This is a genomic window from Pseudomonas sp. DVZ6, from assembly GCF_024259445.1.
GTDB classification, from domain to species: Bacteria; Pseudomonadota; Gammaproteobacteria; order Pseudomonadales; family Pseudomonadaceae; genus Aquipseudomonas; species Aquipseudomonas peradeniyensis.
In genome coordinates this window covers 37,748-63,120 of record NZ_JANCLM010000011.1, presented here as the reverse complement: position 1 = coordinate 63,120, position 25,373 = coordinate 37,748, and the positions used below count along the sequence as shown (strand labels likewise).

Sequence of the window (25,373 nt, the reverse complement as noted above, 5' to 3'; positions counted from 1 at the left end):
CCCGGCAGTGCTAGAGTCTGCTTCTTTTTTGTCCCGAGGATGGAACATGCGAGCAATTCTGCCGATCACCGTGGCGCTGCTGCTGGCGGGCTGTGCATCGTCGACCATGGAAGCGGCGCGCAACGGCTCGCCCACCGCACGCCTGGATTCGCACAAGACGCCCGACCTGGTCGCCCAGTGCATCCAGTTCAGCTGGCAGGAAGAGACCACCTTCGGGGTCGATGCCAGCGGCTACCTGGAGGCGCGCAAGCAGGGTGGGTTCACGGTGTATACCCGGGAGGCGGAGTCGTTCGTCGATGTCTACGCCCAGGCGGGAGGCACGCGGGTGGACTATTACGCGCAGAAGAATGACGGCGTGGCGTTGCAGCGCCGGGCGGCGGCGGCCACCTGTCTATAACTTGAAGCCAGGCCAGTGCAGGACTAGAACAGGCAAATCGACACCCTGTGGGAGCAACTGTCTTGCTCAATTTTTGGAGTCTGGCGCGATACCTGTGGGAGCTGGCTTGCCCGCGAACACCGGCGTAGCCGGTGCCAAGCACCGCGTCGGATTCTTCGCGGGTAAACCCGCTCCCACAGGGGGGCGCTGTGATGCTTACCCTGCCGCGCGCTCGGCAGTGATGTCCTCGAACACGCTGATCAGATGCTCCGGCTGCCCGTCGGCGCGACGTTCGAGTGAGGTGCGCGCCCGTACCCAGATATAGCGCCCGTCCTTGTGGCGCACGCGCTTCTGCACCTCGTAACGCTCGATCTCGCCGGCCAGCATGCGCTGCAGCAACGCCAGGTTGCCCGGCAGGTCGTCGGGGTGGGTGATCTGCTGGAAGGTCGTGCCGTACAGTTCGTCCTCGCGGTAGCCCAGCAGCTCGCAGAAGCTGCCGTTGACCCGCTGCCAGCTGCCATCCGGGTCGATATAGGCCAGCGCGCCCCAGGCCAGTTCGAAGATGGTGCGAAAACGCGCCTCGCTCTGGCGCAGCTCTTCTTCGGCGACCTTGCGCTCGGTGTTGTCCATGCTGATGCCGACCATCTTCACCGGGCGCCCGACGCTGTCACGCAGCACCGTGGCGCGCGAGGCGATCCAGCGCTGGCCGCCATCGGGGCGAGTGATGCGAAAATCGCATTCGCAGCCGGTGCCGTCGGCCACCGCCTGGGCATACATGCCCTGCATGTGGCGGGCGTCATCGGCGTGGATGTGTTCCCAGAAGTCCTCGTTGCGGCGCAGCGGCCAGCCATACACCGCCTCGACGTTGGGCGAGTAGGTCACCTCGTCGGTGACCAGGTTCCATTCCCAGGTGACGATGCGCGCGCCTTCCTGGGCCAGCTTCATGCGCGTCTCGCTTTCCATGATCTCGGCGGTGTAGCGGCGGCGCACGTCGGTCATTGGCAGCTCGACCACCTCGGCCTGCTGCACGTTGTGCAGGGCCTCCTCGCCGTAGCGCAGCCAGATCCAGTTGACCTTGAGCAGGTCGGCCAGGCGGCGCAGGTTGTCGTAGTCGATCTCGCCGCCGCGGGTCCACTTGTGCACCGCCGTGCGCGAGATCCCCAGCGCCGTGCCCACGGCCTGCAGGGTCAGCTTGTGGTGTTCGAGCAGTTCCTTGAGGCGAAAGGCGAAGCTGTTTTCGGTCATGGGCGCTGGATCCTTGGGCGGGCACGAAGCGGGCAGTATACCCGAGCCGTCAACTTCTGGTTGACGGGGTGGTTGCCGGGTTGGCGAGGGCCGGTTAACGTGGCGCCTGACTCACTCAGGACAGGGAAGCACCGCTATGAGCCGATCACTGGAACTCAATCGCGCCAGTTGGGACGAGCGCGCACCCTTGCACGCTGCCTCCGGGGACTACGAGGTCGAGCGCTTCGTCGCCGAGCCCGGGCACCTGTCCGAGGTGGTGCGCTTCGACCTGCCACGCCTGGGCGATATCCACGGCCTGCGCGCGGTGCATCTGCAATGCCATATCGGCACCGACACCCTGTCGCTGGCGCGCCTGGGCGCCGAGGTCTGCGGCCTGGATTTCTCTGCGGCGTCCCTGGCCCAGGCGCGCCAGCTGGCCGAGCGTTGTGGGGCGGGCATCGCCTATGTCGAATCGGACGTCTATCAGGCCGCGCAGGTATTGCCGGCGGGAGCTTTCGACCTGGTCTACACCGGCATCGGCGCGCTGTGCTGGCTGCCGAGCATCGAGCGCTGGGCGCAGACCGTGGCGACGTTGCTCAAGCCGGGCGGGCGGTTGTTCCTGCGCGACGGCCACCCGATGCTGATGGCCGTGAACGAGGACCATCAGGACTGCCTGCAACTGGAGTACCCGTACTTCGAGCGCGAGGCGCCGACGGTGTGGCACAGTGACGAGACTTATGTCGAAACCGACCAGGCACTGACCCAGACCGAAACCCATGAGTGGAACCATGGCCTGGGCGAGGTGATCACCGCGCTGCTGAACAACGGCCTGCGCATCACTGGCCTGGAGGAGCACCAGAGCATCCCCTGGGAAGCGCTGCCGGGGCAGATGACGCTGGGCGATGACGGCGAGTGGCGCCTGAACGAGGCGCCGTGGCGGTTGCCGCTGAGCTATACGTTGCAGGCGATCAAGGGATAGATCCGCGGGTTGCGCCATCCCTGTAGGAGCGGCCTTGTGCCGCGAAAGGGCTGCAAAGCAGCCCCGCGATCTTTGCATCAGCGCTGAAATCCTGGGGCTGCTGCGCAGCCCTTTCGCGGCACAAGGCCGCTCCTACACAGGGCGTGCGTGGATCCGGATCAGGACAGGAACCCACCATCGACATTGAGCGCGGTGCCGGTGGTATAGCTGGAGGCATCGCTGGCCAGGTACAGCACCGCGCCGGCCATCTCGCTCGGGTCGGCCACGCGCTTGAGCGGGATCTGTTGCAGCGCGGCGTTGCGGATGCTGTCGTTCTTCACCAGCGCCGAGGCGAACTTGGTGTCGGTCAGCCCCGGCAGCAGGGCGTTGCAGCGGATGCCGAACTGCGCGCACTCCTTGGCGAAGACCTTGGTCATGTTGATCACCGCCGCCTTGGTCACCGAGTAGATGCCCTGGAACAGCCCGGGCGAGACACCATTGATCGAGGCCACGTTGATGATGCTGCCGCCGCCGTGCTCGCGCATCAGCTTGCCGGCCTCCACCGACATGAAGAAGTAGCCGCGGATGTTGACGTCGACGGTCTTCTGGAACGCCCCCAGGTCGGTGTCCAGGACATTGCAGAACTGCGGGTTGGTGGCGGCGTTGTTGACCAGGATATCGAGACGGCCGAACTGCTCGCGGATGCCGGCGAACACCTGCTGGATCTGCTCCATCTCGCCGATGTGGCAGGCCACCGCGGTGGCCTTGCCGCCGGCGGCGACGATCGCTTCGGCCACCTGCTGGCAGCCGTCGAGCTTGCGGCTGGAGACGATCACATGGGCGCCCTGCTGGGCCAGCAGGTGGGCGATGGCTTCGCCGATGCCGCGGCTGGCGCCGGAAACGAAGGCGATCTTGCCGTCGAGGTCGAACAGGTGGGTCTTGGACATGCGCGTATTCCTTGTTGTCTGCCGAAGTTACAGGCTGGATTTGCCGATCAGTTGCAGGCTCATCTGCTCCAGCAGCCGGTTCATGTGGATGAACTGGGCGAAGCGCTTGTCCTGGGTCTGGCCGTGGAAGAAGCGGTAGTAGATCTGCTGGACGATGCCGGCCAGGCGGAACAGGCCGTAGCAATAATAGAAGTCGAAGTTGTCGATGCGGATGCCGGCGCGCTCGGCGTAGTAGTCGACGAACTGCTGGCGAGTAAGCATGCCGGGGGCGTTGCTCGGCTGGCGGCGCATCAGTTGCACCGGCGCCGGGTCGCCGGCCTCGATCCAGTAGGCCAGGCTGTTGCCCAGGTCCATCAGCGGGTCGCCGATGGTGGCCATCTCCCAGTCCAGCACGCCGATGATGCGCATCGGGTTGGCGCTGTCGAGGATGACGTTGTCGAAGCGGTAATCGTTGTGCACGATGCCCGGGCGCGGATGGTCGGCGGGCATCTTCTCGCGCAGCCAGGCGATCACCTGCTCCCAGCGCGGCGCGTCGGGGGTCAGGGCTTTTTCGTAGCGGCTGGCCCAGCCTTCGACCTGGCGCTGCACATAGCCTTCCGGCTTGCCCAGGTCGGCCAGGCCGCAGGCCTGGTAGTCCACCTGGTGCAGCTCGACCAGGCGGTCGATGAAACTCTTGCACAGGGCTTCGGTGCGGCCGGCGTCCAGGTCCAGTTCGGCGGGGATGTCCGAGCGCAGGATGATGCCGTTGACCCGTTCCATCACATAGAACTCGCCGCCGATCAGCGACTCGTCGGTGCAGTGCACGTAGGCCTTGGGGCAATAGGGGAAGCCAGCGTTGAGCTGGTTGAGGATGCGAAACTCACGGCCCATGTCGTGGGCCGACTTGGCCTTGTGGCCGAATGGCGGGCGGCGCAGCACGAACTCCCGGTCCGGATAGCTGACCAGGTAGGTCAGGTTGGAGGCGCCGCCGGGGAACTGGCTGATGCTCGGCGTGCCCGCGAGGCCGGGAATGTGATCCTTGAGGTACGGATCGATGACGGCCGCGTCGAGTTCTTCGCCGGGGCGTACCTGGGTGGACTGGTCGGTGAGCGTCATGCGATTTCCTTATGATCAGTAGCAAGGACTATTGGCTAATCTAATTTCCTGTCAAAGCTGGTACAAGCGTGCCAGACGTTTATTGGCCTGGGTGTTGCCGGGCGATCAATGGCCCTGATGGGCGGGCCTTGCAGCGGGCAAAAAAAAACCGAAGCCCGTCAGGCTTCGGTTTTTTCATTGGCGATTCGCCGCGCCGATCAGGACGGGAACAGCTCGCTGAGCTTCATCGACAGCATCATGTCGCCTTCGACGCGCAGCTTGCCGCCCATGAAGGCCTGCATGCCGTCGGTGTCACCGCTGACGATGCCCTTGAGGGTTTCGCTGTCCATCACCAGGGTGCAGTTGGCATCGGCGTTCTCGCCTTCCTGGATCTCGCAGGTGCCGTCCTTGACCAGCAGGGCGTAGTGCTTGTCTTCGTCGGTGATGTTGAAGCCGAACACCAGGTCCAGGCCGGCGGCAGCGGATGGGTTGAATTTTGCCTTCATCGCCTCGACGGCTTTAGCTACATCGCTCATGGTGTATTCCTTGTTAAGTGATATTCGCGTCCGCAGGGACACAACAGACCGGGCTCATCGGTAGGTGACGAGCTCCGGCAACCGCAACAGCCGCACATGGGCTTGGCTGTTGAAGGAAGCCAGGGTGACGTCGCGGCCACGGAACTTCAGGTGGCTGAGCGACGTGTTGATGATCTGCCAGTTCAGGGTGAACGCCTGAGCCGGCGTGATTCCGCTTACCAGGTGCAGCAGGGCGGCGATGGTGCCGCCGGAGGTGAACAGGGCGATGTTGTCGCCGCTGGCCGCGCTGTCGAGCAGGCGCCGCAGGCCATCGCCGACCCGGCCGGTGAAGGCCTGCCAGGTTTCCAGGTGTTCGTCGTGGGCATGTTCGCCGTCGTGCCAGCGCTGCACCATCAGGGCGAACAGGCGCTGGAACTCGCCGCGGTGCTGGGCGCCGTTGCGCAGCACATGCAGGGCCTCGGGCTCTTCGGGCAGCAGGGCCGGGAGCAGGGCGCGGATCACGCCGTCGGCGTCGAACTCATTGAAGGCCGCGTCGGTCTCTATGGCCGGGGCTGCTTCGCCATGGGCCTGCAGCGCGTCGAGGGCCAGGCGGGCGGTGTCCTGCTGGCGCCGCAGGGTGCCGGCCACGCAACGGTCCAGGCGCAGGCCCAATTGGGCGAAGTGCTCGCCCAGTGCCTGGCTCTGACGCTCGCCGACCGGCGAGAGCACGTCGTAGTCGGCGGCACCAAAGGAGGCTTGCCCATGTCGGATCAGGTAGAGATTGCCCACGTTGAAGTCCGGCCCGGTTGGAGGTTGCTGCGAGGTTAGGTTGCCCCAGGCGGGCTGTCAACGAAAAAACATACAAGCGTTTGAAAAGGTCGTTTGAACTGTGTTGCCAGCATTTTCACCGGCTGGCAGCGGCCCTGGCGCCCCGGTATGCTTGCATCCAGTTCGCGCCGTTGCGGCGCTGGTTTATCAAGGAGTCAATGTGGAGTTTCTTGCCGAATACGCAAGCTTTCTCGCCAAAACCGCCACCCTGGTGATCGCCATCCTGGTGGTGCTGTCGGCCATCGCCGGCCTGCGTGGCAAAGGGCGGCGCAAGCCGGGCGGGCAATTGCAGGTTACCCGTCTCAACGAGTTCTACAAGGAGCTGCGCGAGCGCCTTGAGTCGGGCCTGCTCGACAAGGCCCAACTCAAGGCCCTGCGCAAGCAGCAGGCCAAGGCGGAAAAACAGCAGAAGAAAAAGCCCGAGGACAAGCGCCGGGTGTTCGTCCTCGACTTCGACGGCGACATCAAGGCCTCGGCCACCGAGAGCCTGCGCAACGAGATCACCGCACTACTGACCCTGGCCACCCCGCGTGACGAGGTGGTGCTGCGTCTGGAGAGCGGCGGCGGTATGGTGCACAGCTACGGCCTGGCGGCTTCGCAACTGGCGCGCATCCGCGAGGCCGGTATCCCGCTGACCATCTGCATCGACAAGGTTGCCGCCAGCGGCGGCTACATGATGGCCTGCATCGGCGAGAAGATCGTCAGTGCGCCGTTCGCGGTGCTGGGCTCGATCGGCGTGGTGGCGCAGATGCCCAACGTCAACCGCCTGCTGAAAAAGCACGACATCGATTTCGAGGTTCTGACCGCCGGCGAATACAAGCGCACCCTGACCGTGTTCGGCGAGAACACCGACAAGGGCCGGGAGAAGTTCCAGGAAGACCTGGACATCACCCACCAGCTGTTCAAGGACTTCGTCGCCCGCTACCGCCCGCAGCTTCATATAGACGAGGTGGCCACTGGCGAAGTCTGGCTGGGCATCGCCGCGCTCAATCGCCAGTTGGTCGACGAACTGGGCACCAGCGACGAGTACCTGAGCCGCAGCGCCCGCGAGGCCAATGTGTTCCACCTGCGCTTCGCCGAGCGCAAGAGCCTGCAGGAGCGTATCGGCGTGGCCGCCAGCGGGGCAGTGGAGAACACCCTGGTCGGTTTGTGGAGCAAACTCGGGCGTCTGCGCTAACACCTTGAACCCCTTGAAGATTTTTTTCTTCAAGGGGGTTGCAAGGTGCATCGAATGCCGACATAATGGCGTCCATCGAAACGCAGCTGACTTGAAAAAGCCCAGCGGTTTCAAGGAGATAGCGAAAGCTGACTCCGACTTTGAGGCCGAGTAGCAAAGTGGTTATGCTCCGGATTGCAAATCCGTCTACGCCGGTTCGATTCCGACCTCGGCCTCCACCATTCGAAACCCCGCAGATCTAGGTCTGCGGGGTTTTTCTTTGTGCGCAGAAAATGCCAAGAGTTCCGAAACAAAAGGCATGGAGTTCCGAAACTTCAACCCTTCGAGGGCTTGGCGATCGCACCGACTCGACGGTAAACGCGCTCGGTGATTCCCTCTTTCCGGTACACCGGAGCATGTCGATCAGCGAATCCACTCAAGCGCGGTGGATGCGTCGAAGTTCACTGAATAAAAACCTCAAAATACTGGTTGAATATACAGTATTCGTGTGGCATAATTTCCTACATCAGCGACAGGTCTGAGGTTGGTGAAACCTCATCACCCCTGATCTTCGCCAGAGGACCTCGAGTCTCGAACCATCGCCCATGAGCGCCATACGCCCAATACAGAGGCCTGAACTTAAATCAGCTCAGTAACGGAGTTTAAAATGGATAACGCAAACTCGGCGTCTCAAACCCTGCAAGATCTTTGGACTCAAGTAGACCCGGTGGAGAACACCGGCATGCTTAGGCGCGTGGTTTTTGCGCAAGGCAAGTTTTATGCGGCTGGTGGCAACGGTCTTCCCACAACCACTCAGCTCATCAGCGGAGACGCAACTGGTACAGCGTGGACCAAGCTCAAGGGCGCCGTCACCTCTGATAGCGGAAAGGTCCTCAACGAGCTGTACTGGAACGGTCTTGGGACAACGCTTCAAGGCCTTTCTCAATCCGGCAATGTGGTCCACGGCAGCATTGCACGCCCTTTAAATGATTGGACAGACCTTACGGCAGCTGCTCGCGCGTATGTAGACTTGCATGGCATTGTGTATTATCAGCCAATTTACGGCGACATCGCGACCTGGATACTGGTTGGGTCTAACGGTAAAGTCTTTTCCCGTTATGAGGATTGGTCAGGCACGGTGGAGCGCACTACGACCTTCACTTCTAGCGAGACTGTGCACTGCGTCAACGTCATTGGCGTTTTTGTGTTGATTGCGGGATCGAATGGGAAGCTGCTTAGCGCTGTGAAGATGCCAACGGGTAATCCGCAATCATTCGCGACCAGAACCAGCACCTTCGGCACTAGCACCATCCTTTCCATGAAGCTTTGCAACGGGAAAATGTTTATCGTTGGTGCGGATGGCAAGATGGCATATTCATCCGATGGGCTTAGCTGGACTGCTGTTGAAGATACCAGTTTCGGTGGAACCATCATCCGCGACATTGCTTACGGTAATGGCAAGTATGTAGCTGTCGGCGACGGCGGCAAGACAGCCGTTTCCGAGGATGGGATCGGCTGGGTTCAGCAAGCCAACACTTTCGCAGGAACCGATATCCGGAGCGTCGCCTACGGCAACGGCAATTTTGTAGCTGTTGGTGCAGCCGGCAAGATTGCTTACTGGACTCCATGATCTTCTATCTCCTTGCGTAATGGAGCCCAGCCGTCGCGCTGGGCTTTTTCATTTCTGATTCAGGCTCGCCACAGCCAGGGTGGCCCTTCGGGGGATGCCTGGACGTGCGGCGAGACTGGTTCAGTTGGGTGCCAGCGCTGCAAGCCCATTGGCGGACAAGCTGGAAGATTGGCAAAACCCCGCAGATCTGTGGCTGCGGTTTTTTAATGCCTGCGAATTGTTCGTCGCCCCGCCATCTGGGACAATCGTGGGCCACGAAGGAAAGTGTGCGACCGCCGGTAGATCCGCTGTGAGCTTCTACTGGTTATTCAAGGATGAAACGCAATGAAAAAGCTCAAAGAACTGGACGCCGCAGCCACCCGTTACCTGAGCAGGTACTCCCGCAAGCAGTTTTTCTCGATTTTCGTTGTGATTACGGCGATCAACTATTGGTGCGCCTACAACGTAGAGGGATACAAATCGATCTGGCTGGCAATGATCGGCGGCTGGTTCTTCGGTATGACCTTCGCGCCGTTCCACGCTAAAAAAGGCCAATCCTGAAGGCGGCTACCGGGTAGCATCCGGGGTGGGGGTACGGGCGGCCAGCGTGGGACAGCAAGCGGCCTGGATCAGCCGCGTCTGCGCAGCCATTCATCCGCAACTTCCCCCATGGTGGCAGGCGCTGCGCTCTTGATCCAGGCCATGAAGGCGCGGTCGAACTTGAAGGCCTCGCCACATTCACCGACCAGGAACCGCCGGACCTTCTGTGTGTTCCGGTAGTGCCGGTCCAGTGGGGTGGCGCGGGTGATCGGTCCAGCATGCCAGTCGAAGCTCATCTTCATTCCCTTGGATGGCTGTGATCCCAGGAGCGTAGCATTGTCGGCGGCTGCGCGGGCGTGCCCTGACCTGATGGTCTGTGCCGTCTCATTAAGCCAGGCGGCTTGCCAGAAGCTCGATGAATGCACGCACCTTGACCGGTCGAAAGCGAGCCGTCGGGAAGACCGCATGGATCTCGCCTCGGGGCAGCGACCATTGCGGCAGGACCTCGATCAGCCGGCCTGCTTGCAGGTCTGGTTCCGCCACATAGTCCGGAAGGACCGATAGCCCGGCCCCGAGCAGCGTGGCTTCGCGCACCGCCAAGGTGGCGTTGAGCGACAGGCTGGCTTTCATCTCCACTGTTTCGCGCTGCGTGGCGTCCTTGGCAAATACCCACCGGGTCGGTTCTCGCAGCGCCAGGTTCGCCACGATCGGCAACTCGGCCACCTCCGCTGGGGCCTGCAGTTTGTCCGCTCGCGCTTGCCACTGAGGGCCGGCCACCAACCGTTGCGCAAACTCGCCGATTCGCCGGGCCTGCAGATGTTGCTCGGTAATCCAGCCAACGCGAATGGAAAGGTCCAGATCGTTGGCGCCCAGGTCCAGGGTCTGGTCGCTGAAGTGTGCCTCGACCTTGCACTGCGGATATCGCTGCGAGAATGCGGTGATGGCCGGCACCACGACACCGATGCCGTAATCGAAAGGGGCGGTCAGGCGTAGGGTGCCCGTCGGCTCGCTGGCCGCTTCGGACAATTCCTCGAAAGCCTCTTCAGCTTCTTTGAGGATCAATGCACAGCGGTGATAGAACTGTTGGCCCGCCTCGGTGGTGCGGACTTTGCGCGTGCTGCGAACCAGCAGTGTGGTACGACAGTCGCTTTCCAGCCGCGCTACCTGTTGGCTGACCACGGCCTTGGTGATGCCGAGGCGCTCTGCTGCTGCGGTGAAGGAGCCGGTTTCGACCACTGCGGTGAAGTACGCAAGCCTGTTCAGGCTGGAAGCGCCGGTCATTGATATATCCTTTAATGTATGTTTGTAGCATACAGTGTGTTTATTTCGTATGCGTTTAAATGTCAATTCGCTCGCTATAAGATTCGAGGCATTCCATTCAAGGCGTTTCACCATGAACAAGACCCTGGTTTACCTCTTCGACCCACTGTGCGGCTGGTGCTACGGTGCAGGAGGACCGCTGCCTCGGGTTCTCGAATCCACGGGCCTCGCGTTGCGCCTGATACCGACGGGGCTGTTTTCCGGCAGCGGTGCTCGCGCCATGGATGATGACTTTGCGGCCTACGCCTGGAGCAACGACCAACGCATCGAGCGGCTGACCGGGCAGGTCTTCAGTGAGCGCTATCGCGACCAGGTACTCGCCGACCGCCTTCAGGCGTTCGACAGTGGTCCGTCTACCCTGGCGCTCAGCGCAGTGAACCTGACTGCGCCTGAGCGCGAGTTCGAAGCGCTCAAGGCGATTCAGGCGGCGCGCTATGTCGATGGCCTGGATGTGACTCGACTGGAGACGTTGGCAGCTGTGCTGGCGAACCTGGGCTTGAATGCCGCCGCCGAGCGGCTGACGCGCCCGGATTCGGCTTTGCTGCAGGCTAATGACGATCGTGTGGGGCAGGGGCGTGCCTTGCTGGGTCGCGTGGGCGGCCGAGGCGTCCCGACATTTGTCCTGCAAGAAGCGGACGATGCCCTGCAGTTGTTACCTGCCAGCGCTATCTTTTCAGATCTTCAGGCCTTCATTCGCGAGCTGAACGTGGGGGTAAAGCCATGAGCAAGAGCAACCTGGACATCATCCGAGCCTCGTACGAAGGCTCAGCCGAACAGAATGGCCAGAACCTGCTGGCGGCGCTGGCAGCGGACGTGACCTGGACCGAGGCGGCCGGTTTCCCTTATGCCGGTACCTATGTCGGCCCCCGGGCGATCATGGAGGGTGTGTTCCATCGCCTGGCCACCGAATGGGATGGCTACCAGGCCAAGGTGCATACCTATGTGGCCGAGGACGACCGAGTTGCCGCCTTTGGCGTTTACTCGGGGACCTATCGCAAGACCGGGAAGGCGATGACGGCTACCTTTGCCCACCTGTACCGGCTGAACAACGGCAAGATCGTCAGCATGGAGCAATACGTCGACAGTGCGCAGGTCAACGCGGCGCTCACCTGAGGTCGCTGTCGGTTCCAGGCGCAGGCCGCTGCAGGGCGGCCTGCGCCGACTGGCAATTACTTGCCCGAAGCGTCCTGCTCGACCACCAGGTCCAGCACATAGACCTGCGACGGGGCGTCGGCCGGCGGGTTCTTCCATTCGTATTGCTTCACGCGCAGCACGGTGCGCACGCCGTCACGGTGCTCGAAGCCCTCGATGGACTGGTACAGCGGGTGCCAGCTGTCCTGGGTCGCCAACTGCAGGCCGGCGTCGTCATAGCGACGCTCGCGCACTTGCAGGCACTGGTAGTTGGGGATCAGTGGATGGCTGCACTTGACGGTCTTGGCGGCCACTTCCAGGAACTTGATCTCGCCCTTGCTGCCGTAGCGGGTCTCCGGGGTGGCTTCACCCTGGAACTTCAGCACAGAGCCGTCCTGGGTGGTCAGTTGCAGCATCGGCTCCCCGGCATCGTCGGATAGGGTGGTACGCAGGTCGCCCTTGAACAGGCGCCCGACCTGGGCGTCCAGTTCCATCAGGGGCTTGTCGCAGGCCTTCAGGGTCGAGGCCAGTGATTGCACCTTCAGTACGCCGTCCTGGTAGGAATAGCCGCCGAACTGGTTGTTGCAGCCTCCGCTGATGTTCAGCTTGCGTTCGGCGAAGTTCAACCGCAGTTTGCCCTCGATGCCTGGGGCCATGGCGGTGATGGGCTTGCCCGACGCATCGTTGGCCGCTACCAGGTTCCAGTAGTAGGCCGAGAGGTTGGGCTGGGTGGCGCTGGATGCGGCAGTGGCGGGCATGGAAGGCGTCCCTTCATGGGAGGTGGAAGCCGGGGCACATGCCTGGAGCAGGGCGGCGCAGACGGCAACGAGGAGAATGTTCTGTTTCATGGTTCGCTCTTTCAGCCTTGAAAAATGAGGGCGGCATCCTCGACAGGTGGGATGCGCGCGCCGGTAAACCGGGATATCGAGGCCGTTTCAGGATCGCTTCGCGATGTGGACCTTGCCACGTCTGTGAGCGCTATCGGACGGCCTCGGCAGTAACCGATGGCAATGGGACAGCATCGATCCCATTGAGTTTCATCGACGGGGTGGCCTGTAAGTGTTGCCAGATTTTGCAGCACAGCCAGCGCCCTCTAGACCTGCGGACCTTTGCAGGGGTATCCACTCATTTTCGCGGCCTGCAGCGCCCGCTCGCTGGTCAAGGGCTTGAGTGCTCCCGCGGCGTAGCCGTTCTTGATGTAAAGAAAATAGTTGCCCTTCAGATCGTGGAAGATCCGGTACACATCGGCAGCTCTATGGGGGGTTGGCAGCGTGACGTTGTCGACCACCAGTTCATAGCCGTCGATACCCAGGTTGCCCAGCCTGGTCGTGAAGTCTGCTTCGAAGGCTGCGCGCCAGCGATTGCGCTCGAAGGTGCATGCCCAGAAGAGGGCGATCAGTAGCAATAGCCCCGCGCACAGGAAGGCTATGTCGGTGAGCAGTTTCAGCATGTCGTTCCTTTGACCTGTGGTCCTTCAATACCGGCTGGATGCCACTTTACCAAGTCGCAACGGTAATATGCGCGCCCGCCGTGGTGCCGATAGGCCTGATTGCTCAAGCAGGGTCATGGCGAAGCCCCATGTCGTTGTCATGGTCTAGGATTGCACAGACCCCAATCTTCAGAGGCAAGCAGCGATGAGCAAACGCCGCACAGTCATTGCCACACTGACATCCATCGCACTGGTACTGGTGCCCTGCATATCCTTCGCCGACCCGGGTAATGGCAAGGGGCACGGCAAGGGGCAATCCCAGCAGAACCATGGCAACCAAGGGGCGGGCAAGCACGATGGCGGTCATGGCGGTCCCGTGATCGACCGGGGCGATGTGCTCGGTATCCTGGGTGGGCACCGCGACTACTGGAGCCCGGGGCCTGCATTGCCTCCCGGCATCCAGAAGAACCTGGCGCGTGGCAAGCCGTTGCCCCCAGGCATCGCCAAGAAGCTCGATGGCCGGTTGCTGGGCCAACTGCCGCGTTATGACGGTTATGAATGGATGCAGGCGGGTGTCGACCTGATTCTGGTGGCAGTCGCCACGGGGGTGATCTACGAAGTACTCAACGGCGCTTTCGACTAGCGCGCAGGCAAAGAAAAGGCCCGCTGGGGAGGGCGGGCCAAGTGTTTCACGGATGAGTCATTACCTTGGCACGGCAGAGGTGAAAAAGTTGTCAATTGGCGCGCTCTGGTTTGTACGGAAAGCGCAAAAAAGAAAACCCGCCAAAAAGGCGGGTTGAACAGAACGTATCGAAGCCAGGTCAGTCTGCCTGGGCGTTTGTCAGAATTTCGTGAAGGCCATCCGGGTAATCGTGCAGTAAACGTTACTGAGTTTTTCATAAGTCCGGCGAACGTTCCCCGGCAACGGCTCCCGAGCCTCTAACGGTGCAGCAGCTCCAGCTGGCTGATCACGCAGACAGACGCATCCGTGGACGGGGTGTCATCGCTGAAGTCCACCTGGTTGTAGACACCGCCATGGAAGTTGAAGGTGTGGTCCCGCCAGCCCGAGGTCATCTGCAGCAGGCCGGAGTCGCCGCTGCGGCCGTTGCAGGCAGCGGTCACCGTCGCGACCCTGGCCGCAGTGACTTCGAGGGTGATGTCGAAGGGCGTGCCCAGGGGTACATCGACGAGGAGGGTGCTGTTGGTCGGCGTCGCCTGGTTGAAGTCCCGGCGAAAGCCGAGGGTGATCTTGCCCTTGTTCCAGAACACCTTGATCGCCGGGCTGTCGTCGTCTTTCACATGCAGCTGCGCGATCACCACCTTCTGTGCCGAGTTGACCTGCTCCAGCACCATGCGCTGGTGGCTGAAATGTCGGCTGGCGCTGCTCATGGCCCAATAGGTGGCCTCCTTCCACTCGCAGCGGGTTCGATGGGTACTCTTGCTCGATGCGCCCTTGGTCGGGGCGGTCATGCGCACTGCGCCACTGCTCAGCCGGCTCACAACCTGGGGCAGGCTGGCGAGGGCCTGGGCGCCGGTGACCTCCAGGGCCACAGGGTTGGTAGCGGATTTGGGCACCGGGGTGGTAATGATCAGTTGGTCGATGTTCACGGCCATGGGGAAAGCTCCTTGGTGAAAAAGATCCTGCAACCATGCGAGCGCTGAAATGACGGGCGGTTCAGTGGTGCGGGGGAGGGCCGGGCAAAAAAAGCCCGCCAGGGCGGCGGGCAAAGAACGTTTTTGAAGGGAGAGCCTGCACCATGCGCCTTGTCGGTTAAGCCGGGGTTAAGCGCCGCGAGGATTGACCGCCCGCGTCGATGCGCCTATACAGGCGTGCCGTTGTTACCGGAGCCTGCGATGCACGACGAAGACGATCTGCCCGAACCCGAGCACGACCATCTGCTCGACCCTGAATTCCACGAAGACTTCGACCCCGAGGCGGACGCCTACGGGGCGCTGGACGAAGTCGAGGAGGACGAAGAGTCACTCGACGACTTCGATGATGAAGATGACCATCCGGCCTGGCACGACGACTGCGATGATTGAAATCACCGCAGTCGCGTTCAGCGACGGTCAAGGGAGAAGCGCCCGGCGCCGGTGAGGGCCAGCAGCAGCAACCCGCCGACAATGGCGAGGTTCTTCAGGAACTGGGTCATGTTGGCGCTGCGCTCGGGCTCGACCATGTTCCAGAACGGGTGCCCGAGCAGCGCGGTGCCCAGCACGAACAGGGCGAACAGCAGGGCCAGCGGACGGGTGTAGAAGCCCAGGATCAGCAGGATGCCGACCAGCAGCTCCATGATCACGGCAACGGCCGCCGCCAGCATGGGCGCGGGCGCGCCGAGAGAGGTCATGTAGCCGACCGTGCCTTCGAAACCGCTCAGTTTGCTCCAGCCAGAGAGCACGAACAGGATCATCAGCAGGATGCGGGCGAGCAGCAGGATGACGTCGCGTTGACCGTCGAGCAAGCTATAGCGCATGGCGGCGCTCCAGTGGACAGTGACAGGTTCCACTCTAGCAGCTGCGCGGCGGTTTTCCGGCGGGCATGAAAAAGGCGCCGCAAGGGCGCCTCGATCGACAGAAGATGGTGCGAGTGGCGGGACTCGAACCCGCAAGGCTCACGCCGACAGATTTTAAGTCTGCTGTGTATACCAATTCCACCACACTCGCACGATTGACCGGCATGCTTCATAGCAGCAGGGCCAAGGCAATCAGGCGCGCTTTATAACCCATTGTTATAGGAGCGTCAACCGGCCACAGGGTTCAGGGCCTGATGCTACGGGCGATTTCACGCATCTCGCAGGCCGAGTGGTGCAGGTCATCGACATGCCCGTCCATGGCCTGGGCATCGGCCTGGTGGATCGAATGGCGCAGGAACCGCGCATGGCCGTCCAGGGCCTGGCACAGTTGGTCGAGTTCGCCGGCGCTGCGCACCAGGTCGTCCTGCAGCCCTTGCATGCGAAGGTTCGAAGTCATGTCGCTTCCTTGTGAAATCGGTGCGCGGCCACTATAGGTCAATTGACAGGATGCCGCCATTACGCCACTGTCCAGGCATTGGATCCAACGGGTTGTATCGCCATGTCATCGCGTTCCCCCGACCCAGAGGCAATCCGGCGTGTGCGCCCGAAGCTGTTCTGGCGTCTGCTGTTCCTGCTTGTCTGCCTGCTGGCGGCATTCTTGTACGCCGGTTTCATGAGCCTGGGCGGCTACCTGCTGATGCTCGGGCTCGATCAGGAGCACCCAGAACCACAGCGCGTGCTGGCATTGGGCGGCGGGGCGTCGATCCTGCTGCTGGGGTTGTGGCTGTTGAAGGTGGCGATGCCGCGCCGGCTGGTGCCGACGGTGGTGGAGCGCGAGCACTGACGATCGTCGCCTGAAGGGCTGTGTCGGCGGGACTTTTGACTACGCTCAATATGTCCTTTCGCGGTGCTTGTGGAGCTTGCATGGTGTCGACAGACCGCCCCACCCATTCGGTGATGCCCGAAGCGCGCTACGAGCAGTTGGTCCAGGCAGTGGTGGACTACGCCATCTACATGCTCGATCCGACCGGCCATGTGGTGTCGTGGAACGCGGGTGCGCAGCGGATCAAGGGTTATCGCGCCGACGAGGTGATCGGCCGGCATTTCTCGTTGTTCTTTACTGACCAGGACCGTGCCGAAGGCCGTCCGCAACAGCTGCTGCACCAGGCCTTGGAAGAGGGCAAGGTGCAGGACGAGGGCTGGCGCGTGCGCAAGGACGGTACGCAGTTCTGGGCGCTGGCGGCGCTGGATGTGATCCGTGACGAAACTGGCGAGGTCATCGGCCTGGCCAAGGTCACCCGCGACATCACCGACCGCCGCGAGTCCGCCCTGCAACTGGACGCCATGCGTGCGCAGCTGTTCCAGGCGCAGAAGCTCGAGGCCCTGGGGCAGTTGACCGGCGGCCTGGCCCATGACTTCAACAATCTGCTGACCATCATCCTCAGCTCTGCCCGGCTGGCCTCTGGCAGCCAGGACCCGGCACGGGTACGACGCCTGCTCGAGCATATTCTTGATGCCGGCGAGCGCGGTACCCAACTGACCCAGCAACTGCTCAGTTTTGCCCGGCATCGGCAACTGAGCATCACCCGCATCGCCCCGGCCCAGATGGTCGACACCACCTGCGGGCTGGCGGAGCACGCGCTGCCCAGGGACATCGAACTGCTGCCGCAGGTGCAGCCGGACCTGCCGCTGATCGAGGTGGACGCCGGGCAGTTGCAGATGGTCCTGCTCAACCTGGTGTTCAACGCCCGCGACGCCATCGCGGCGACCGGGCAGATCCACCTGGCAGTCGAAAGGGTTCGCCTGGCCGGCGAGGTGGAGGGGCTGCATGGGCACTTCGTGCGCTTCGATGTGCGTGATGACGGGCAGGGCATCGACCCTCAGGTGTTGCCGCGCATCTTCGAGCCGTTCTTCACCACCAAGGCCTTCGGCAAGGGCACCGGCCTTGGGCTGAGCCAGGCCTATGGTTTCGCCCGCCAGAGTGAGGGCGCGATCAGCGTGTCCAGCCGCCCTGGCGAAGGCACCTGCATGAGCCTGTACCTGCCCGCCCGAACGGGCGACGATACGCCTGCGAGCGAGGGATAGACGACCATGGTCGAGCAACTCAAGCGACTGGCCACCGGCATCGAAGGGCTCGATGCGCTGCTCAAGGGCGGGCTGGTGGTCGGCGCCTCCTACATCGTCCAGGGGCACCCGGGCTCGGGCAAGACCATCCTCGCCAACCAGCTGGCCTGCAACCATGTGCGCGACGGTGGCCGGGTGCTGGTGGCGACCCTGCTCAGCGAGTCCCATGAGCGCCTGTTCCAGTACCTGTCGACGCTGAGTTTCTTCGACCCGGCGCTGGTCGGTGACAGCATCCAGTTCGTCAGCGCCTTCGACACCCTGGAGCAGGATGGCCTGGATGCGGTGGTCAGGCTGTTGCGCCAGGAGATTGCCCGGCAGCAGGCCACCTTGCTGGTCGTCGATGGCCTGCTCAACGCCCGCTCGCGGGCGGAAACCAGCCTGGACACCAAGAAGTTCGTCTCCGAGCTGCAGGGGCATGCGGCGTTCGCCGGTTGCACGGTGCTGTTGCTGACCAGTGCCAGGCTGGAGGAGGGCAGCCCCGAGCACACCATGGTCGATGGTGTGATCGAGCTGGGCGAGCACCTGGTCGGCAGTACCGCGGTGCGGCATGTCCAGCTGCGCAAGACCCGCGGCAGCAGCGCGCTATCCGGGCGCCACGAATGCCAGATCGATGAGTCGGGGTTGCAGGTCTATCCGCGCCTCGAAGCGCTCTACAGTCGGCCCAGCCAGCAGGATGCGCAAACCCTGGCGCGGGTCGCCACCGGGGTCGCCGACCTGGACGGCATGCTCGGTGGCGGGCTGGCCGAGGCCTCGGTGAGCCTGCTGATGGGACCCTCCGGTGTGGGCAAGACGGCCTTGGGCATCGCGTTTCTCGCCGCTTCGACGAAGGCCGCGCCGGGCCTGCATTTCGGTTTCTACGAGACGCCGGCGCGGCTGCGCTTGAAGGCTTCTGCACTGGGCTTTGAGCTGCCGGCGCTGGAGCGCGAGGGGGCGGTGCAACTGAGCTGGCAGCCGACCACCGAAGGCCTGCTGGACCAGCTCGGCGCCCGTCTGCTGGCGCAGGTCGAGGCATTGGGTGCGCGGCGCGTGGTGATCGACAGCCTGGGCGCCTTCGGCCGCCTGGCGCTGGAGCCTGCCCGCCTGAACGCGTTCTTCCGCGCGCTGACCGGCGAGCTGCGCGCCCGCGGCGTCACGGTGCTGCTGACCTGGGAGATGCGCGACATCTTCGGTTCGGAAATCACCGCGCCGGCCCCGGACCTGTCTAGCATCGTCGACAACCTGATTCTCATGCGCTTCGCCGAGCTTGATGCACAACTGCACCGTGCCCTGTCGATCATCAAGGTGCGCGACAGCGACCACGATCCGGCCCTGCAGGCGTTGAGCCTGGGACCGAAGGGCATCAGCCTGGCGCGGGCGTTCGATGGCGCCAGCGGCGTGCTCAGTGGCTCGGCGACAACGCCAGGAGACCGCTGATGGGATGAACAGCATCCTGATCGTCGACGACGAGTACCTGATCGCCGATATCCTGGGGTTCGCCCTGGAGGACGAGGGCTATCTGGTGGAAAAGGCCAGCAATGGGCGCAAGGCCCTGGAGGCCCTGACAGAAAAGCGCGTGGACCTGGTGATCACCGACTACATGATGCCGGTGCTCAATGGCGAGGAATTGCTCAACGCAATTCGTGAAGAACTGCAGCTGGCGGACTTGCCGGTGATTCTCATGAGCGGCGCCCAGGCCAGCCAGGGTCTGGTCTGCCCCGGAAGGTTCGCGGCGGTGTTCGACAAGCCATTCGACATGGACCGAATGATCGCCACGGTGCGCGAGCTGCTCGGCACCTGAGGTTCGGGAGAGGCTCCCCGCATGGGCGGGCAATCGATCAGGCGCATCCGTGCGGCATGATGCGTTGGCTTGGGATTACTCGTCGTTGCTCTTTTCCGGCGCCGGGCTGCCGGCCTGGATCCGCTTGTAGATCTCTTCACGGTGCACCTGGACATCCTTCGGCGCATCGATACCGATCCTCACCTGCATCCCCTTGACGCCCAGAATGGTGACTTTGATGTCGTCGTCGATGACGATGCTTTCGCCAACCTTGCGTGTGAGTATCAGCATGTAGTTCTCCTTGGTGATGTAGAAAACCGCCGAGCCTGATGGTCTGCGGTGGGAGCCTGTCCCTCTTCCTTCTCATTAAAGACGCTTTCGGCGGATAGTAATTCCCCGACAGACAAATTCTGTTATCGATCTTTAGTTGCAGGTGCCAGTGGGGGTGCTACGCATTCCACTGGCCAAGGTGCTCGGTGGCAAGGATAGGGTGCTTGGCGCCATATGGGAAATTTCTCTGCTCGATGAACTAAATAGTGGGGCTCAATGATCGTTCTGGCCCTGCAGGGCCTGGAGGAAGCGCAGCAGCGACACTTCCTCGAGTTCCAGGCCCTTGCGCGCCCGTGCGCGGGGCAGGTCCGCCAGGCGTCCGAGCTGGAAGTGTTCGAGAACCGCGGGATGGATGTAGCAGCGCCGGCACACCGCGGGTGTGTTGCCCAGGCGCGCCGCCACCTGGCGGACGGTGTCGGCGACCTGGCGCCGCGCTTCGCTATCCGGCTTCCAGTCCAGTGGCCGTAGCAGGCTCAGGGCCAGGCTGCTGCCGGCCCAGGTGCGGTAGTCCTTGGCGGTGAAATCGGCGCCGGTCAGTTGCTGGAGGAACTGGTTGACCTCGGTCGAGCCGATGCCATGGCGCTGGCCCTGGTCGTCCAGATACTGGAACAAGGCCTGGCCGGGCAGCTCCATGCAGCGCTTGACCAGCCCGGCCAGACGCCGGTCGGTCAGGGTGACGTTGTGCTCGACCCCGCGCTTGCCGCGGAACTGGAAGCGGATTCGGCTGCCCTTGACCTGCACATGGCGGGTATTGAGCGTGGTCAGCCCGTAGGAGCGGTTGTCACGCAGGTACTGGCGGTTGCCGATGCGGATCAGCGTGCTGTCGAGCAGGCTGATCACCAGCGCCATGACCTTCTCCCGGCCCAGCCCCGGGCAGGCAAGGTACCTGTCCAGTTGCTTGCGCAGCCTTGGCAGCGTTTCGGCGAAGGCCAGCATGCGTCCGTACTTGTGCTGGTCGCGCAGCTCGCGCCATTGCGCGTGGTAGCGGTACTGCTTGCGCCCCCGGGCATCCCGTCCGGTGGCCTGCAGGTGCCCCTGCGGGTCGGCGCAGATCCATACATCGGTGTAGGCCGGCGGGATCACCAGGGCGGCGATGCGCGCCAGGGTGTCGGTATCGCGTACCCGCTGGTTGCCGGCGTCGAAATACTGAAAACCATCGCGCCAGCGCCGCCGGGTCAGGCCGGGCTGGCTGTCATCGACGTAGTGCAGGGCGGCAGGCAGCGGGCAGTCGGACATGGGCGCGGTCCATCAAGGGCACTGTTGCTGCAATGGACAGCGTCCGTTGCTGCATTGCTCAACCCAGCAGCGCCACCGACTTGATCTGCGCCCACAGCATCTGGCCCGGCTGCACCGCGAGCTGGTCCGCCGAATAGCGGGTGATGCGCGCCAGCAGGGCGTTGCCGGCGGCATCCAGGCTGACCAGCACATGGGCCGGGTTGTCCGCCGGGCGGCACTCGCGGACCCGCACCGGCAGGCGGTTGAGGATGCTCGAGGCGCTGTCTGCGGTCAGTGCCAGGCTGACATCCCGGGCTTGTACCTTGAGGCGCAGGGTGCTGCCCATGTGCAGCCCGGGGTGGGCGATGCGCAAGCACTGGCCGTCACCGCCGGGCAGGCGCAGTTCGAACAGCTGGTAATGCGGGTCGTGGCCCACCACCACGCCTTCGAGCACCACGCCGGCATCTTCGCCCTGGGCCAGGGGCAGGTCGAGGCGCGCCAGGGTCTGGCCGATCGGCCCGCTGGCCACGGCCTTGCCCTGTTCGAGCAGGACCAGGTGGTCGGCCAGGCGCGCCACTTCGTCCTGGGCATGGCTGACGTAGATCAGCGGGATATCCAGTTCGTCGTGCAGGCGCTCCAGGTACGGCAGGATCTCGCGCTTGCGCGCGCTGTCGAGCGCGGCCAGCGGTTCGTCCATCAGCAACAGCCGTGGGCTGCTGAGCAGGGCCCGGGCGATGCCGACCCGCTGCGCCTCGCCACCGGACAGGGTCGCCGGCTTGCGCGCCAGCAGGTGGCCGATGCCCAGCAGCTGGCAGGCCTGTTCCTGGCTGATCTTGCGCGCCTCGGGGGCGATGCGGCGCCAGCCGAACTCGAGGTTGCCGCGCACCGACAGGTGCGGGAACAGGCTGGCTTCCTGGAACACGTAGCCGACCGGGCGTTGGTGCGGCGGGGTGAAATGCCCGCGTGCGCTGTCCTCCCAGACCTCGCCATTGACCTCGATGTAGGCGCTGGTGGCTCGCTCCAGGCCGGCCAGGCAGCGCAGGCACGAGGTCTTGCCCGAGCCGGAATGGCCGAACAGGGCGCTGATGCCGCGTCCGGGCAGGTTCAGGTCGACGTCCAGGGTGAAGTCGTCGCGCGCCAGTTTCAGGCGCGCCTGTATCGATGCACTCATGTCAGCTCCAGCCAGCCTTGCCACGGCGGCCTGCATAGAGCATCAGCAGCACCAGGAACGAGAATACCAGCATGGCCCCGGCCAGCCAGTGCGCCTGGCTGTATTCCATGGCCTCGACGTGATCGAAGATCTGCACCGAGACCACGCGGGTCTTGTCGGGAATATTGCCGCCGATCATCAGCACCACGCCGAACTCGCCCACGGTGTGGGCGAAGCCGAGGATGCTGGCGGTGACGAAGCCGGGGCGCGCCAGTGGCAGCACCACGTGGATGAAGGTGTCCCAGGGGCTGGCGCGCAGGGTGGCGGCCACCTCCAGCGGGCGCTGGCCGATGGCACCGAAGGCATTCTGCAACGGCTGCACCACGAAGGGCATGGAGTACACCACCGAGCCGATCACCAGCCCGGTGAAGCTGAACACCACGCTGCCCAGGCCCATGGCCTGGGTGGCCTGGCCGATCCAGCCATGAGGGCCAAGGGCCAACAGCAGGTAGAAGCCGATCACCGTCGGTGGCAGCACCAGGGGCAGGGCCACCACCGCGCCGATCGGCCCGCGCAGCCAGGAGCGGGTGCGCGCCAGCCACCAGGCGATGGGCGTGCCCAGCACCAGGAGGATGGCGGTGGTCAGGCTGGCCAGCTTGATGGTCAGCCAGATCGCGCCCAGGTCACTGGCGTCGAGCGGCATCAGAGCTCATAGCCGTAGGACTTGATCACCGCGGCGGCCTTAGGACCCTTGAGGTAGTCGACCAGGGCCTTGGCGGCCGGGTTGTCCTTGCCTTTGTTGAGGATCACCGCGTCCTGGCGGATCGGCTCATGCAACTCGGCGGGCACGATCCAGGCGGAGCCTTCGCTGACCTTGCCGTCCTTGTAGATCTGCGACAGGGCGACGAAGCCCAGCTCGGCATTGCCGGTGGACACGAACTGGAAGGCTTGGGTGATGTTCTGGCCTTCGACGATCTTCGCCTTGGTGGCCTCGGTCAGCTTCAGCTTGTCCAGCACCTGGGTGGCGGCCAGGCCGTAGGGAGCGGCCTTGGGGTTGGCGATGGACAGGTGCTTGTATTCGTTCTTCTTCAGCACTTCGCCCTTGGCGTCGACGTAGCCCGGCTTGGCCGACCACAGCGCCAGGGTGCCGATGGCGTAGGTGAAGCGCGAGCCCGCGACGATCTCTTTTTCCTGCTCGAGCTTGGCAGGGGTGCTGTCGTCGGCGGCGAGGAACACTTCGAACGGTGCGCCGTTCTTGATCTGTGCGTAGAACTGGCCGGTGGCGCCGTAGGCGGCGACCAGCTTGTGGCCGGTGTCCTTTTCGAAGTCCTTGGCGATGGCCTGGATCGGCGCTGTAAAGTTGGCCGCTACAGCGACCTGGACTTCATCGGCCTGGGCGGCATTGACGGTGATCAGGGTGGCCAGGGCACTGAAGGCCAGGTGGGACAGGCGAATACGCATGCAAACGGCTCCTAGGGACGGCGGGTTATCGTTATGGCTTGAACTATATAGCGATACGCCATCCGTCGGGAAGAGGGTGTCCGAATATTTCCTGATCTATGGGTCAGCTTTTTGTTGTCTGCCCGGCAATGGCCCGAGTCAGGTCGCCCGCCGGCATATGCCGCCCGAGGCGCAGCGCCTGTCCCGACCACAGGTTGCTGAAGTCGGCGTTGCCCTGTGGATCGGTGATCGCCCGCAGTGGCATCAGCGCGCCGCCGGCCAGCGGGAAGCGTGGGGCGAGGGGACTCATCGGCCCCAGTTCGCGCATCAGGCGGTTGTTGATGCCGCGGGCCGGACGACCGGTGAACAGGTTGGTCAGGGCGGTATCGCTGGCGGGCGCGCTGTCCAGGGCGTGACGGTGCGCCGGGGACACCTTGGCCTCGGGGCAGAACAGGTAGGCGGTGCCCACCTGTACCGCCGAAGCGCCCAGGGCCAGGGCGGCGACCAGACCGCGATGATCGCCGACACCGCCCGCCGCGATCACCGGCACCTGCACCGCATCGACCACCTGGGGCACCAGGGCGAAGGTACCGATCTGGCTGGTGATGTCGCTGCCGAGGAACATGCCGCGATGGCCGCCGGCCTCGTAGCCCATGGCGATGATCGCGTCGCAGCCGTGCTGCTCCAGCCACAGTGCTTCCTCCACCGTGGTGGCGCTGGACAGCACCTTGGCCCCGCTCGCCTTGACTCGCCGCAGCAGCTCGGGCGTCGGCAGACCGAAGTGGAAGCTGATCACCTCTGGGCGCAGTTCCTCCACCAGCCGGCAGCTCTGTTCGTCGAAGGGCGCACGATTGGACACCGGCGTTGGCGCCTCGAAGTCCGCGCCGACTTCCTCGTAATAGGGCTTGAGCGCCTGCTTCCAGCGGGCGTCGCGCTCGGGGTCGGGCGCCGGCGGCTGGTGACAGAAGAAGTTCAGGTTGAGCGGGCCCTGGCAGGCGGCACGAAAGGCCTCGATCTCGCCGCGCACCTGTTCGGCGGTGAGCATGGCGCAGGGCAGGGCGCCCAGGCCACCGGCGTTGCCCACGGCAATGGCCATGGCCGAACCGCTGGCGCCGGCCATGGGCGCCTGGAGAATGGGCAACTCGATACCCAGCAGGTCGAGGATGCGGCGGTCTTGCCAGGGGCTCATGGGCGACTCCTTGAGTGCGGGGCGTGCGGCGTGGTTACAAGGCCTTGCTGACCTGAATGTCGCTGATCTTGTCGGCGTCGTCGCCGTGGATCTTGCGCAGGGCTTGCTGCGCCTGCTCGAGGGAGGCATCGGGCATCAGGGCGAAGTCCCAGCGGCGTTCACCGTCGAGCTTGTACTTGATCACGTACTTGATGGTCTGGGTCATGCGGCTATCCGAGTGTTATCCGAGTTTCGACGACGAGCGACGGATGATCTTGATCTTGTGGCTGAGGGCCGGCTTGCGCGTCACCGAGATCGGGCGAGTGGTCACGGTATCGATGGTGATGTTCCAGAAACCGGTGCTGGGCACGGTGATCTTCGCCGGGAAGCGCTCGAAGTGACCACCGTGGTAGGTGTGGCGCCCGCCATTCTTGAAGCTGCGGAAGTTGGCGTCGTTCATCAGGCGGATGTTGCAGCGCTGGGAGCACTCGATGACGACGATGTCGTCATCGTTCAGGTGCTCGCGCTGGTGTACGAATTTCATGGGGTGCTCCGCAAGGATTGGTTCAG

The 25,373-nt window shown here is 63.6% G+C and carries 33 protein-coding genes and 2 tRNA genes; 14 read left to right on the top strand and 21 right to left on the bottom strand.

Annotated features, from left to right (window positions below; translation table 11 throughout):
• Positions 1 to 46 precede the first annotated feature (46 nt).
• Entirely contained in the window at positions 47 to 397 is a 351-nt protein-coding gene (locus tag NMG10_RS08595; RefSeq protein ID WP_232855615.1) for a hypothetical protein, read from the top strand.
• A 195-nt stretch (positions 398 to 592) separates the two neighbouring features.
• Here the strand turns inward: NMG10_RS08595 and NMG10_RS08590 are convergent, their stop codons facing one another.
• Positions 593 to 1,621 carry a PAS domain-containing protein gene (locus NMG10_RS08590; protein ID WP_232855614.1) on the bottom strand — a complete coding sequence of 343 codons (1,029 nt, stop codon included), beginning with the start codon at positions 1,619 to 1,621 and terminating at the stop codon, positions 593 to 595.
• Positions 1,622 to 1,757: 136 nt separating this feature from the next.
• Here NMG10_RS08590 and NMG10_RS08585 point away from each other — a divergent pair, with 136 nt between their 5' ends.
• On the top strand, positions 1,758 to 2,579 hold the full coding sequence (locus NMG10_RS08585) for a bifunctional 2-polyprenyl-6-hydroxyphenol methylase/3-demethylubiquinol 3-O-methyltransferase UbiG (protein ID WP_232855613.1): 822 nt from the start codon (positions 1,758 to 1,760) through the stop codon (positions 2,577 to 2,579).
• A gap of 158 nt (positions 2,580 to 2,737) precedes the next feature.
• On the opposite strand, the gene NMG10_RS08580 is transcribed toward NMG10_RS08585, so the two are convergent.
• From NMG10_RS08580 to NMG10_RS08565, 4 genes are all read right to left on the bottom strand, one after another.
• Complete coding sequence (locus NMG10_RS08580) at positions 2,738 to 3,505, bottom strand: SDR family oxidoreductase (RefSeq protein ID WP_046856224.1); 768 nt, start codon at positions 3,503 to 3,505, stop codon at positions 2,738 to 2,740.
• Between the two features lie 27 nt (positions 3,506 to 3,532).
• The gene (locus NMG10_RS08575) at positions 3,533 to 4,600 is read right to left on the bottom strand and encodes a phosphotransferase family protein (RefSeq protein ID WP_186715188.1); all 1,068 of its coding nucleotides are present in this window, start codon (positions 4,598 to 4,600) and stop codon (positions 3,533 to 3,535) included.
• 197 nt (positions 4,601 to 4,797) lie between these two features.
• The gene (locus NMG10_RS08570; RefSeq protein ID WP_203652286.1) at positions 4,798 to 5,115 is read right to left on the bottom strand and encodes an SCP2 sterol-binding domain-containing protein; all 318 of its coding nucleotides are present in this window, start codon (positions 5,113 to 5,115) and stop codon (positions 4,798 to 4,800) included.
• Positions 5,116 to 5,169: 54 nt separating this feature from the next.
• Positions 5,170 to 5,883: a histidine phosphatase family protein gene (locus tag NMG10_RS08565; protein WP_232855612.1), complete on the bottom strand. Its 714-nt coding sequence runs from the start codon at positions 5,881 to 5,883 to the stop codon at positions 5,170 to 5,172.
• A 199-nt stretch (positions 5,884 to 6,082) separates the two neighbouring features.
• Here NMG10_RS08565 and sohB point away from each other — a divergent pair, with 199 nt between their 5' ends.
• The 4 genes from sohB (at position 6,083) to NMG10_RS08545 (ending at position 9,248) form a co-directional block, all read left to right on the top strand.
• Positions 6,083 to 7,099: a protease SohB gene (gene sohB, locus NMG10_RS08560; protein ID WP_232855611.1), complete on the top strand. Its 1,017-nt coding sequence runs from the start codon at positions 6,083 to 6,085 to the stop codon at positions 7,097 to 7,099.
• 144 nt (positions 7,100 to 7,243) lie between these two features.
• Positions 7,244 to 7,317 (top strand) — tRNA-Cys (locus NMG10_RS08555).
• 428 nt (positions 7,318 to 7,745) lie between these two features.
• Complete coding sequence (locus tag NMG10_RS08550) at positions 7,746 to 8,708, top strand: hypothetical protein (RefSeq protein WP_232855610.1); 963 nt, start codon at positions 7,746 to 7,748, stop codon at positions 8,706 to 8,708.
• A gap of 324 nt (positions 8,709 to 9,032) precedes the next feature.
• A complete protein-coding gene (locus tag NMG10_RS08545) occupies positions 9,033 to 9,248 on the top strand; it encodes a hypothetical protein (protein WP_028692450.1) in 216 nt (71 codons plus the stop codon).
• 68 nt (positions 9,249 to 9,316) lie between these two features.
• Here NMG10_RS08545 and NMG10_RS08540 read toward each other — a convergent pair whose 3' ends face one another.
• Both NMG10_RS08540 and NMG10_RS08535 read right to left on the bottom strand, forming a co-directional pair.
• Positions 9,317 to 9,523: a DUF6434 domain-containing protein gene (locus NMG10_RS08540; protein WP_198742680.1), complete on the bottom strand. Its 207-nt coding sequence runs from the start codon at positions 9,521 to 9,523 to the stop codon at positions 9,317 to 9,319.
• A gap of 91 nt (positions 9,524 to 9,614) precedes the next feature.
• Positions 9,615 to 10,508: a LysR family transcriptional regulator gene (locus NMG10_RS08535; protein WP_232855609.1), complete on the bottom strand. Its 894-nt coding sequence runs from the start codon at positions 10,506 to 10,508 to the stop codon at positions 9,615 to 9,617.
• A gap of 112 nt (positions 10,509 to 10,620) precedes the next feature.
• Here NMG10_RS08535 and NMG10_RS08530 point away from each other — a divergent pair, with 112 nt between their 5' ends.
• Positions 10,621 to 11,271 (top strand): DsbA family protein, encoded by a 651-nt coding sequence (locus NMG10_RS08530; RefSeq protein WP_232855608.1) that lies wholly within the window; start codon positions 10,621 to 10,623, stop codon positions 11,269 to 11,271.
• Positions 11,268 to 11,660: a nuclear transport factor 2 family protein gene (locus tag NMG10_RS08525; protein ID WP_232855607.1), complete on the top strand. Its 393-nt coding sequence runs from the start codon at positions 11,268 to 11,270 to the stop codon at positions 11,658 to 11,660. Before NMG10_RS08530 ends, NMG10_RS08525 begins: the two co-directional genes overlap by 4 nt.
• Positions 11,661 to 11,716: 56 nt before the next feature.
• On the opposite strand, the gene NMG10_RS08520 is transcribed toward NMG10_RS08525, so the two are convergent.
• Positions 11,717 to 12,436, bottom strand: coding sequence for an META and DUF4377 domain-containing protein (locus tag NMG10_RS08520; RefSeq protein ID WP_232855606.1), 720 nt, complete (start codon positions 12,434 to 12,436; stop codon positions 11,717 to 11,719).
• A gap of 335 nt (positions 12,437 to 12,771) precedes the next feature.
• On the bottom strand, positions 12,772 to 13,128 hold the full coding sequence (locus NMG10_RS08515) for a hypothetical protein (protein ID WP_203652295.1): 357 nt from the start codon (positions 13,126 to 13,128) through the stop codon (positions 12,772 to 12,774).
• A 184-nt stretch (positions 13,129 to 13,312) separates the two neighbouring features.
• Between NMG10_RS08515 and NMG10_RS08510 the strand changes: the two genes are divergently transcribed.
• Complete coding sequence (locus NMG10_RS08510) at positions 13,313 to 13,750, top strand: anti-virulence regulator CigR family protein (RefSeq protein ID WP_254464166.1); 438 nt, start codon at positions 13,313 to 13,315, stop codon at positions 13,748 to 13,750.
• Positions 13,751 to 14,046: 296 nt separating this feature from the next.
• Here the strand turns inward: NMG10_RS08510 and NMG10_RS08505 are convergent, their stop codons facing one another.
• Complete coding sequence (locus tag NMG10_RS08505) at positions 14,047 to 14,721, bottom strand: polysaccharide lyase family 7 protein (protein WP_254464165.1); 675 nt, start codon at positions 14,719 to 14,721, stop codon at positions 14,047 to 14,049.
• Positions 14,722 to 14,961: 240 nt separating this feature from the next.
• Here NMG10_RS08505 and NMG10_RS08500 point away from each other — a divergent pair, with 240 nt between their 5' ends.
• Positions 14,962 to 15,150 (top strand): hypothetical protein, encoded by a 189-nt coding sequence (locus NMG10_RS08500; protein WP_050706261.1) that lies wholly within the window; start codon positions 14,962 to 14,964, stop codon positions 15,148 to 15,150.
• Between the two features lie 17 nt (positions 15,151 to 15,167).
• Here the strand turns inward: NMG10_RS08500 and NMG10_RS08495 are convergent, their stop codons facing one another.
• From NMG10_RS08495 to NMG10_RS08485, 3 genes are all read right to left on the bottom strand, one after another.
• A complete protein-coding gene (locus tag NMG10_RS08495) occupies positions 15,168 to 15,581 on the bottom strand; it encodes a DoxX family protein (RefSeq protein WP_028692439.1) in 414 nt (137 codons plus the stop codon).
• Positions 15,582 to 15,686: 105 nt separating this feature from the next.
• A tRNA-Leu gene (locus tag NMG10_RS08490) sits at positions 15,687 to 15,771 on the bottom strand.
• A 93-nt stretch (positions 15,772 to 15,864) separates the two neighbouring features.
• Complete coding sequence (locus NMG10_RS08485; protein WP_203652297.1) at positions 15,865 to 16,077, bottom strand: hypothetical protein; 213 nt, start codon at positions 16,075 to 16,077, stop codon at positions 15,865 to 15,867.
• 102 nt (positions 16,078 to 16,179) lie between these two features.
• Here NMG10_RS08485 and NMG10_RS08480 point away from each other — a divergent pair, with 102 nt between their 5' ends.
• The 4 genes from NMG10_RS08480 to NMG10_RS08465 all read left to right on the top strand — a co-directional run bounded on the left by NMG10_RS08480 (position 16,180) and on the right by NMG10_RS08465 (position 19,521).
• A complete protein-coding gene (locus tag NMG10_RS08480; RefSeq protein WP_203652298.1) occupies positions 16,180 to 16,464 on the top strand; it encodes a hypothetical protein in 285 nt (94 codons plus the stop codon).
• An 80-nt stretch (positions 16,465 to 16,544) separates the two neighbouring features.
• Positions 16,545 to 17,705, top strand: coding sequence for a nitrogen regulation protein NR(II) (locus NMG10_RS08475; RefSeq protein ID WP_203652299.1), 1,161 nt, complete (start codon positions 16,545 to 16,547; stop codon positions 17,703 to 17,705).
• Positions 17,706 to 17,711: 6 nt separating this feature from the next.
• Positions 17,712 to 19,157, top strand: coding sequence for an ATPase domain-containing protein (locus NMG10_RS08470; protein ID WP_203652300.1), 1,446 nt, complete (start codon positions 17,712 to 17,714; stop codon positions 19,155 to 19,157).
• A gap of 4 nt (positions 19,158 to 19,161) precedes the next feature.
• Positions 19,162 to 19,521, top strand: a complete 360-nt coding sequence (locus NMG10_RS08465; protein WP_254464164.1) for a response regulator — start codon at positions 19,162 to 19,164, stop codon at positions 19,519 to 19,521.
• 75 nt (positions 19,522 to 19,596) lie between these two features.
• On the opposite strand, the gene csrA is transcribed toward NMG10_RS08465, so the two are convergent.
• The 8 genes from csrA to NMG10_RS08425 form a co-directional block, all read right to left on the bottom strand.
• On the bottom strand, positions 19,597 to 19,791 hold the full coding sequence (gene csrA, locus NMG10_RS08460) for a carbon storage regulator CsrA (RefSeq protein ID WP_023628788.1): 195 nt from the start codon (positions 19,789 to 19,791) through the stop codon (positions 19,597 to 19,599).
• Between the two features lie 252 nt (positions 19,792 to 20,043).
• Positions 20,044 to 21,066 (bottom strand): DNA topoisomerase IB, encoded by a 1,023-nt coding sequence (locus NMG10_RS08455; RefSeq protein WP_254464163.1) that lies wholly within the window; start codon positions 21,064 to 21,066, stop codon positions 20,044 to 20,046.
• A 58-nt stretch (positions 21,067 to 21,124) separates the two neighbouring features.
• Positions 21,125 to 22,216, bottom strand: coding sequence for a molybdenum ABC transporter ATP-binding protein (modC, locus tag NMG10_RS08450; protein WP_232855604.1), 1,092 nt, complete (start codon positions 22,214 to 22,216; stop codon positions 21,125 to 21,127).
• A 1-nt stretch (position 22,217) separates the two neighbouring features.
• Positions 22,218 to 22,898 (bottom strand): molybdate ABC transporter permease subunit, encoded by a 681-nt coding sequence (gene modB, locus NMG10_RS08445; protein ID WP_203652304.1) that lies wholly within the window; start codon positions 22,896 to 22,898, stop codon positions 22,218 to 22,220.
• Positions 22,898 to 23,656: a molybdate ABC transporter substrate-binding protein gene (gene modA / locus NMG10_RS08440; RefSeq protein ID WP_203652305.1), complete on the bottom strand. Its 759-nt coding sequence runs from the start codon at positions 23,654 to 23,656 to the stop codon at positions 22,898 to 22,900. The genes modB and modA overlap by 1 nt, the downstream gene beginning before the upstream one ends.
• A 103-nt stretch (positions 23,657 to 23,759) precedes the next feature.
• A complete protein-coding gene (locus NMG10_RS08435) occupies positions 23,760 to 24,824 on the bottom strand; it encodes a nitronate monooxygenase family protein (protein WP_203652306.1) in 1,065 nt (354 codons plus the stop codon).
• A gap of 34 nt (positions 24,825 to 24,858) precedes the next feature.
• The gene (locus tag NMG10_RS08430; RefSeq protein WP_203652307.1) at positions 24,859 to 25,029 is read right to left on the bottom strand and encodes a hypothetical protein; all 171 of its coding nucleotides are present in this window, start codon (positions 25,027 to 25,029) and stop codon (positions 24,859 to 24,861) included.
• A 15-nt stretch (positions 25,030 to 25,044) separates the two neighbouring features.
• The gene (locus NMG10_RS08425; RefSeq protein WP_254464162.1) at positions 25,045 to 25,347 is read right to left on the bottom strand and encodes a DUF1883 domain-containing protein; all 303 of its coding nucleotides are present in this window, start codon (positions 25,345 to 25,347) and stop codon (positions 25,045 to 25,047) included.
• Positions 25,348 to 25,373 lie beyond the last annotated feature (26 nt).

Bases quoted from the DNA above. Each gene is read 5' to 3' on its own strand.
- NMG10_RS08595 (WP_232855615.1), top strand. From the start codon at position 47: ATGCGAGCAATTCTGCCGATCACCGTGGCGCTGCTGCTGGCGGGCTGT.
- NMG10_RS08585 (WP_232855613.1), top strand. From the start codon at position 1,758: ATGAGCCGATCACTGGAACTCAATCGCGCCAGTTGGGACGAGCGCGCA.
- NMG10_RS08500 (WP_050706261.1), top strand. From the start codon at position 14,962: ATGCACGACGAAGACGATCTGCCCGAACCCGAGCACGACCATCTGCTC.
- NMG10_RS08465 (WP_254464164.1), top strand. From the start codon at position 19,162: ATGAACAGCATCCTGATCGTCGACGACGAGTACCTGATCGCCGATATC.
- NMG10_RS08515 (WP_203652295.1), bottom strand. From the start codon at position 13,128: ATGCTGAAACTGCTCACCGACATAGCCTTCCTGTGCGCGGGGCTATTG.
- NMG10_RS08425 (WP_254464162.1), bottom strand. From the start codon at position 25,347: ATGAAATTCGTACACCAGCGCGAGCACCTGAACGATGACGACATCGTC.
- NMG10_RS08535 (WP_232855609.1), bottom strand. From the start codon at position 10,508: ATGACCGGCGCTTCCAGCCTGAACAGGCTTGCGTACTTCACCGCAGTG.
- NMG10_RS08505 (WP_254464165.1), bottom strand. From the start codon at position 14,721: ATGGCCGTGAACATCGACCAACTGATCATTACCACCCCGGTGCCCAAA.
- NMG10_RS08495 (WP_028692439.1), bottom strand. From the start codon at position 15,581: ATGCGCTATAGCTTGCTCGACGGTCAACGCGACGTCATCCTGCTGCTC.
- modC (WP_232855604.1), bottom strand. From the start codon at position 22,216: ATGAGTGCATCGATACAGGCGCGCCTGAAACTGGCGCGCGACGACTTC.
- NMG10_RS08470 (WP_203652300.1), top strand. From the start codon at position 17,712: ATGGTCGAGCAACTCAAGCGACTGGCCACCGGCATCGAAGGGCTCGAT.
- csrA (WP_023628788.1), bottom strand. From the start codon at position 19,791: ATGCTGATACTCACACGCAAGGTTGGCGAAAGCATCGTCATCGACGAC.
- NMG10_RS08480 (WP_203652298.1), top strand. From the start codon at position 16,180: ATGTCATCGCGTTCCCCCGACCCAGAGGCAATCCGGCGTGTGCGCCCG.
- NMG10_RS08455 (WP_254464163.1), bottom strand. From the start codon at position 21,066: ATGTCCGACTGCCCGCTGCCTGCCGCCCTGCACTACGTCGATGACAGC.
- modA (WP_203652305.1), bottom strand. From the start codon at position 23,656: ATGCGTATTCGCCTGTCCCACCTGGCCTTCAGTGCCCTGGCCACCCTG.
- NMG10_RS08575 (WP_186715188.1), bottom strand. From the start codon at position 4,600: ATGACGCTCACCGACCAGTCCACCCAGGTACGCCCCGGCGAAGAACTC.
- NMG10_RS08520 (WP_232855606.1), bottom strand. From the start codon at position 12,436: ATGCCCGCCACTGCCGCATCCAGCGCCACCCAGCCCAACCTCTCGGCC.
- NMG10_RS08435 (WP_203652306.1), bottom strand. From the start codon at position 24,824: ATGAGCCCCTGGCAAGACCGCCGCATCCTCGACCTGCTGGGTATCGAG.
- NMG10_RS08590 (WP_232855614.1), bottom strand. From the start codon at position 1,621: ATGACCGAAAACAGCTTCGCCTTTCGCCTCAAGGAACTGCTCGAACAC.
- modB (WP_203652304.1), bottom strand. From the start codon at position 22,898: ATGCCGCTCGACGCCAGTGACCTGGGCGCGATCTGGCTGACCATCAAG.
- NMG10_RS08510 (WP_254464166.1), top strand. From the start codon at position 13,313: ATGAGCAAACGCCGCACAGTCATTGCCACACTGACATCCATCGCACTG.
- NMG10_RS08570 (WP_203652286.1), bottom strand. From the start codon at position 5,115: ATGAGCGATGTAGCTAAAGCCGTCGAGGCGATGAAGGCAAAATTCAAC.
- NMG10_RS08525 (WP_232855607.1), top strand. From the start codon at position 11,268: ATGAGCAAGAGCAACCTGGACATCATCCGAGCCTCGTACGAAGGCTCA.
- NMG10_RS08545 (WP_028692450.1), top strand. From the start codon at position 9,033: ATGAAAAAGCTCAAAGAACTGGACGCCGCAGCCACCCGTTACCTGAGC.
- NMG10_RS08485 (WP_203652297.1), bottom strand. From the start codon at position 16,077: ATGACTTCGAACCTTCGCATGCAAGGGCTGCAGGACGACCTGGTGCGC.
- NMG10_RS08530 (WP_232855608.1), top strand. From the start codon at position 10,621: ATGAACAAGACCCTGGTTTACCTCTTCGACCCACTGTGCGGCTGGTGC.
- NMG10_RS08475 (WP_203652299.1), top strand. From the start codon at position 16,545: ATGGTGTCGACAGACCGCCCCACCCATTCGGTGATGCCCGAAGCGCGC.
- NMG10_RS08580 (WP_046856224.1), bottom strand. From the start codon at position 3,505: ATGTCCAAGACCCACCTGTTCGACCTCGACGGCAAGATCGCCTTCGTT.
- NMG10_RS08540 (WP_198742680.1), bottom strand. From the start codon at position 9,523: ATGAGCTTCGACTGGCATGCTGGACCGATCACCCGCGCCACCCCACTG.
- NMG10_RS08550 (WP_232855610.1), top strand. From the start codon at position 7,746: ATGGATAACGCAAACTCGGCGTCTCAAACCCTGCAAGATCTTTGGACT.
- NMG10_RS08430 (WP_203652307.1), bottom strand. From the start codon at position 25,029: ATGACCCAGACCATCAAGTACGTGATCAAGTACAAGCTCGACGGTGAA.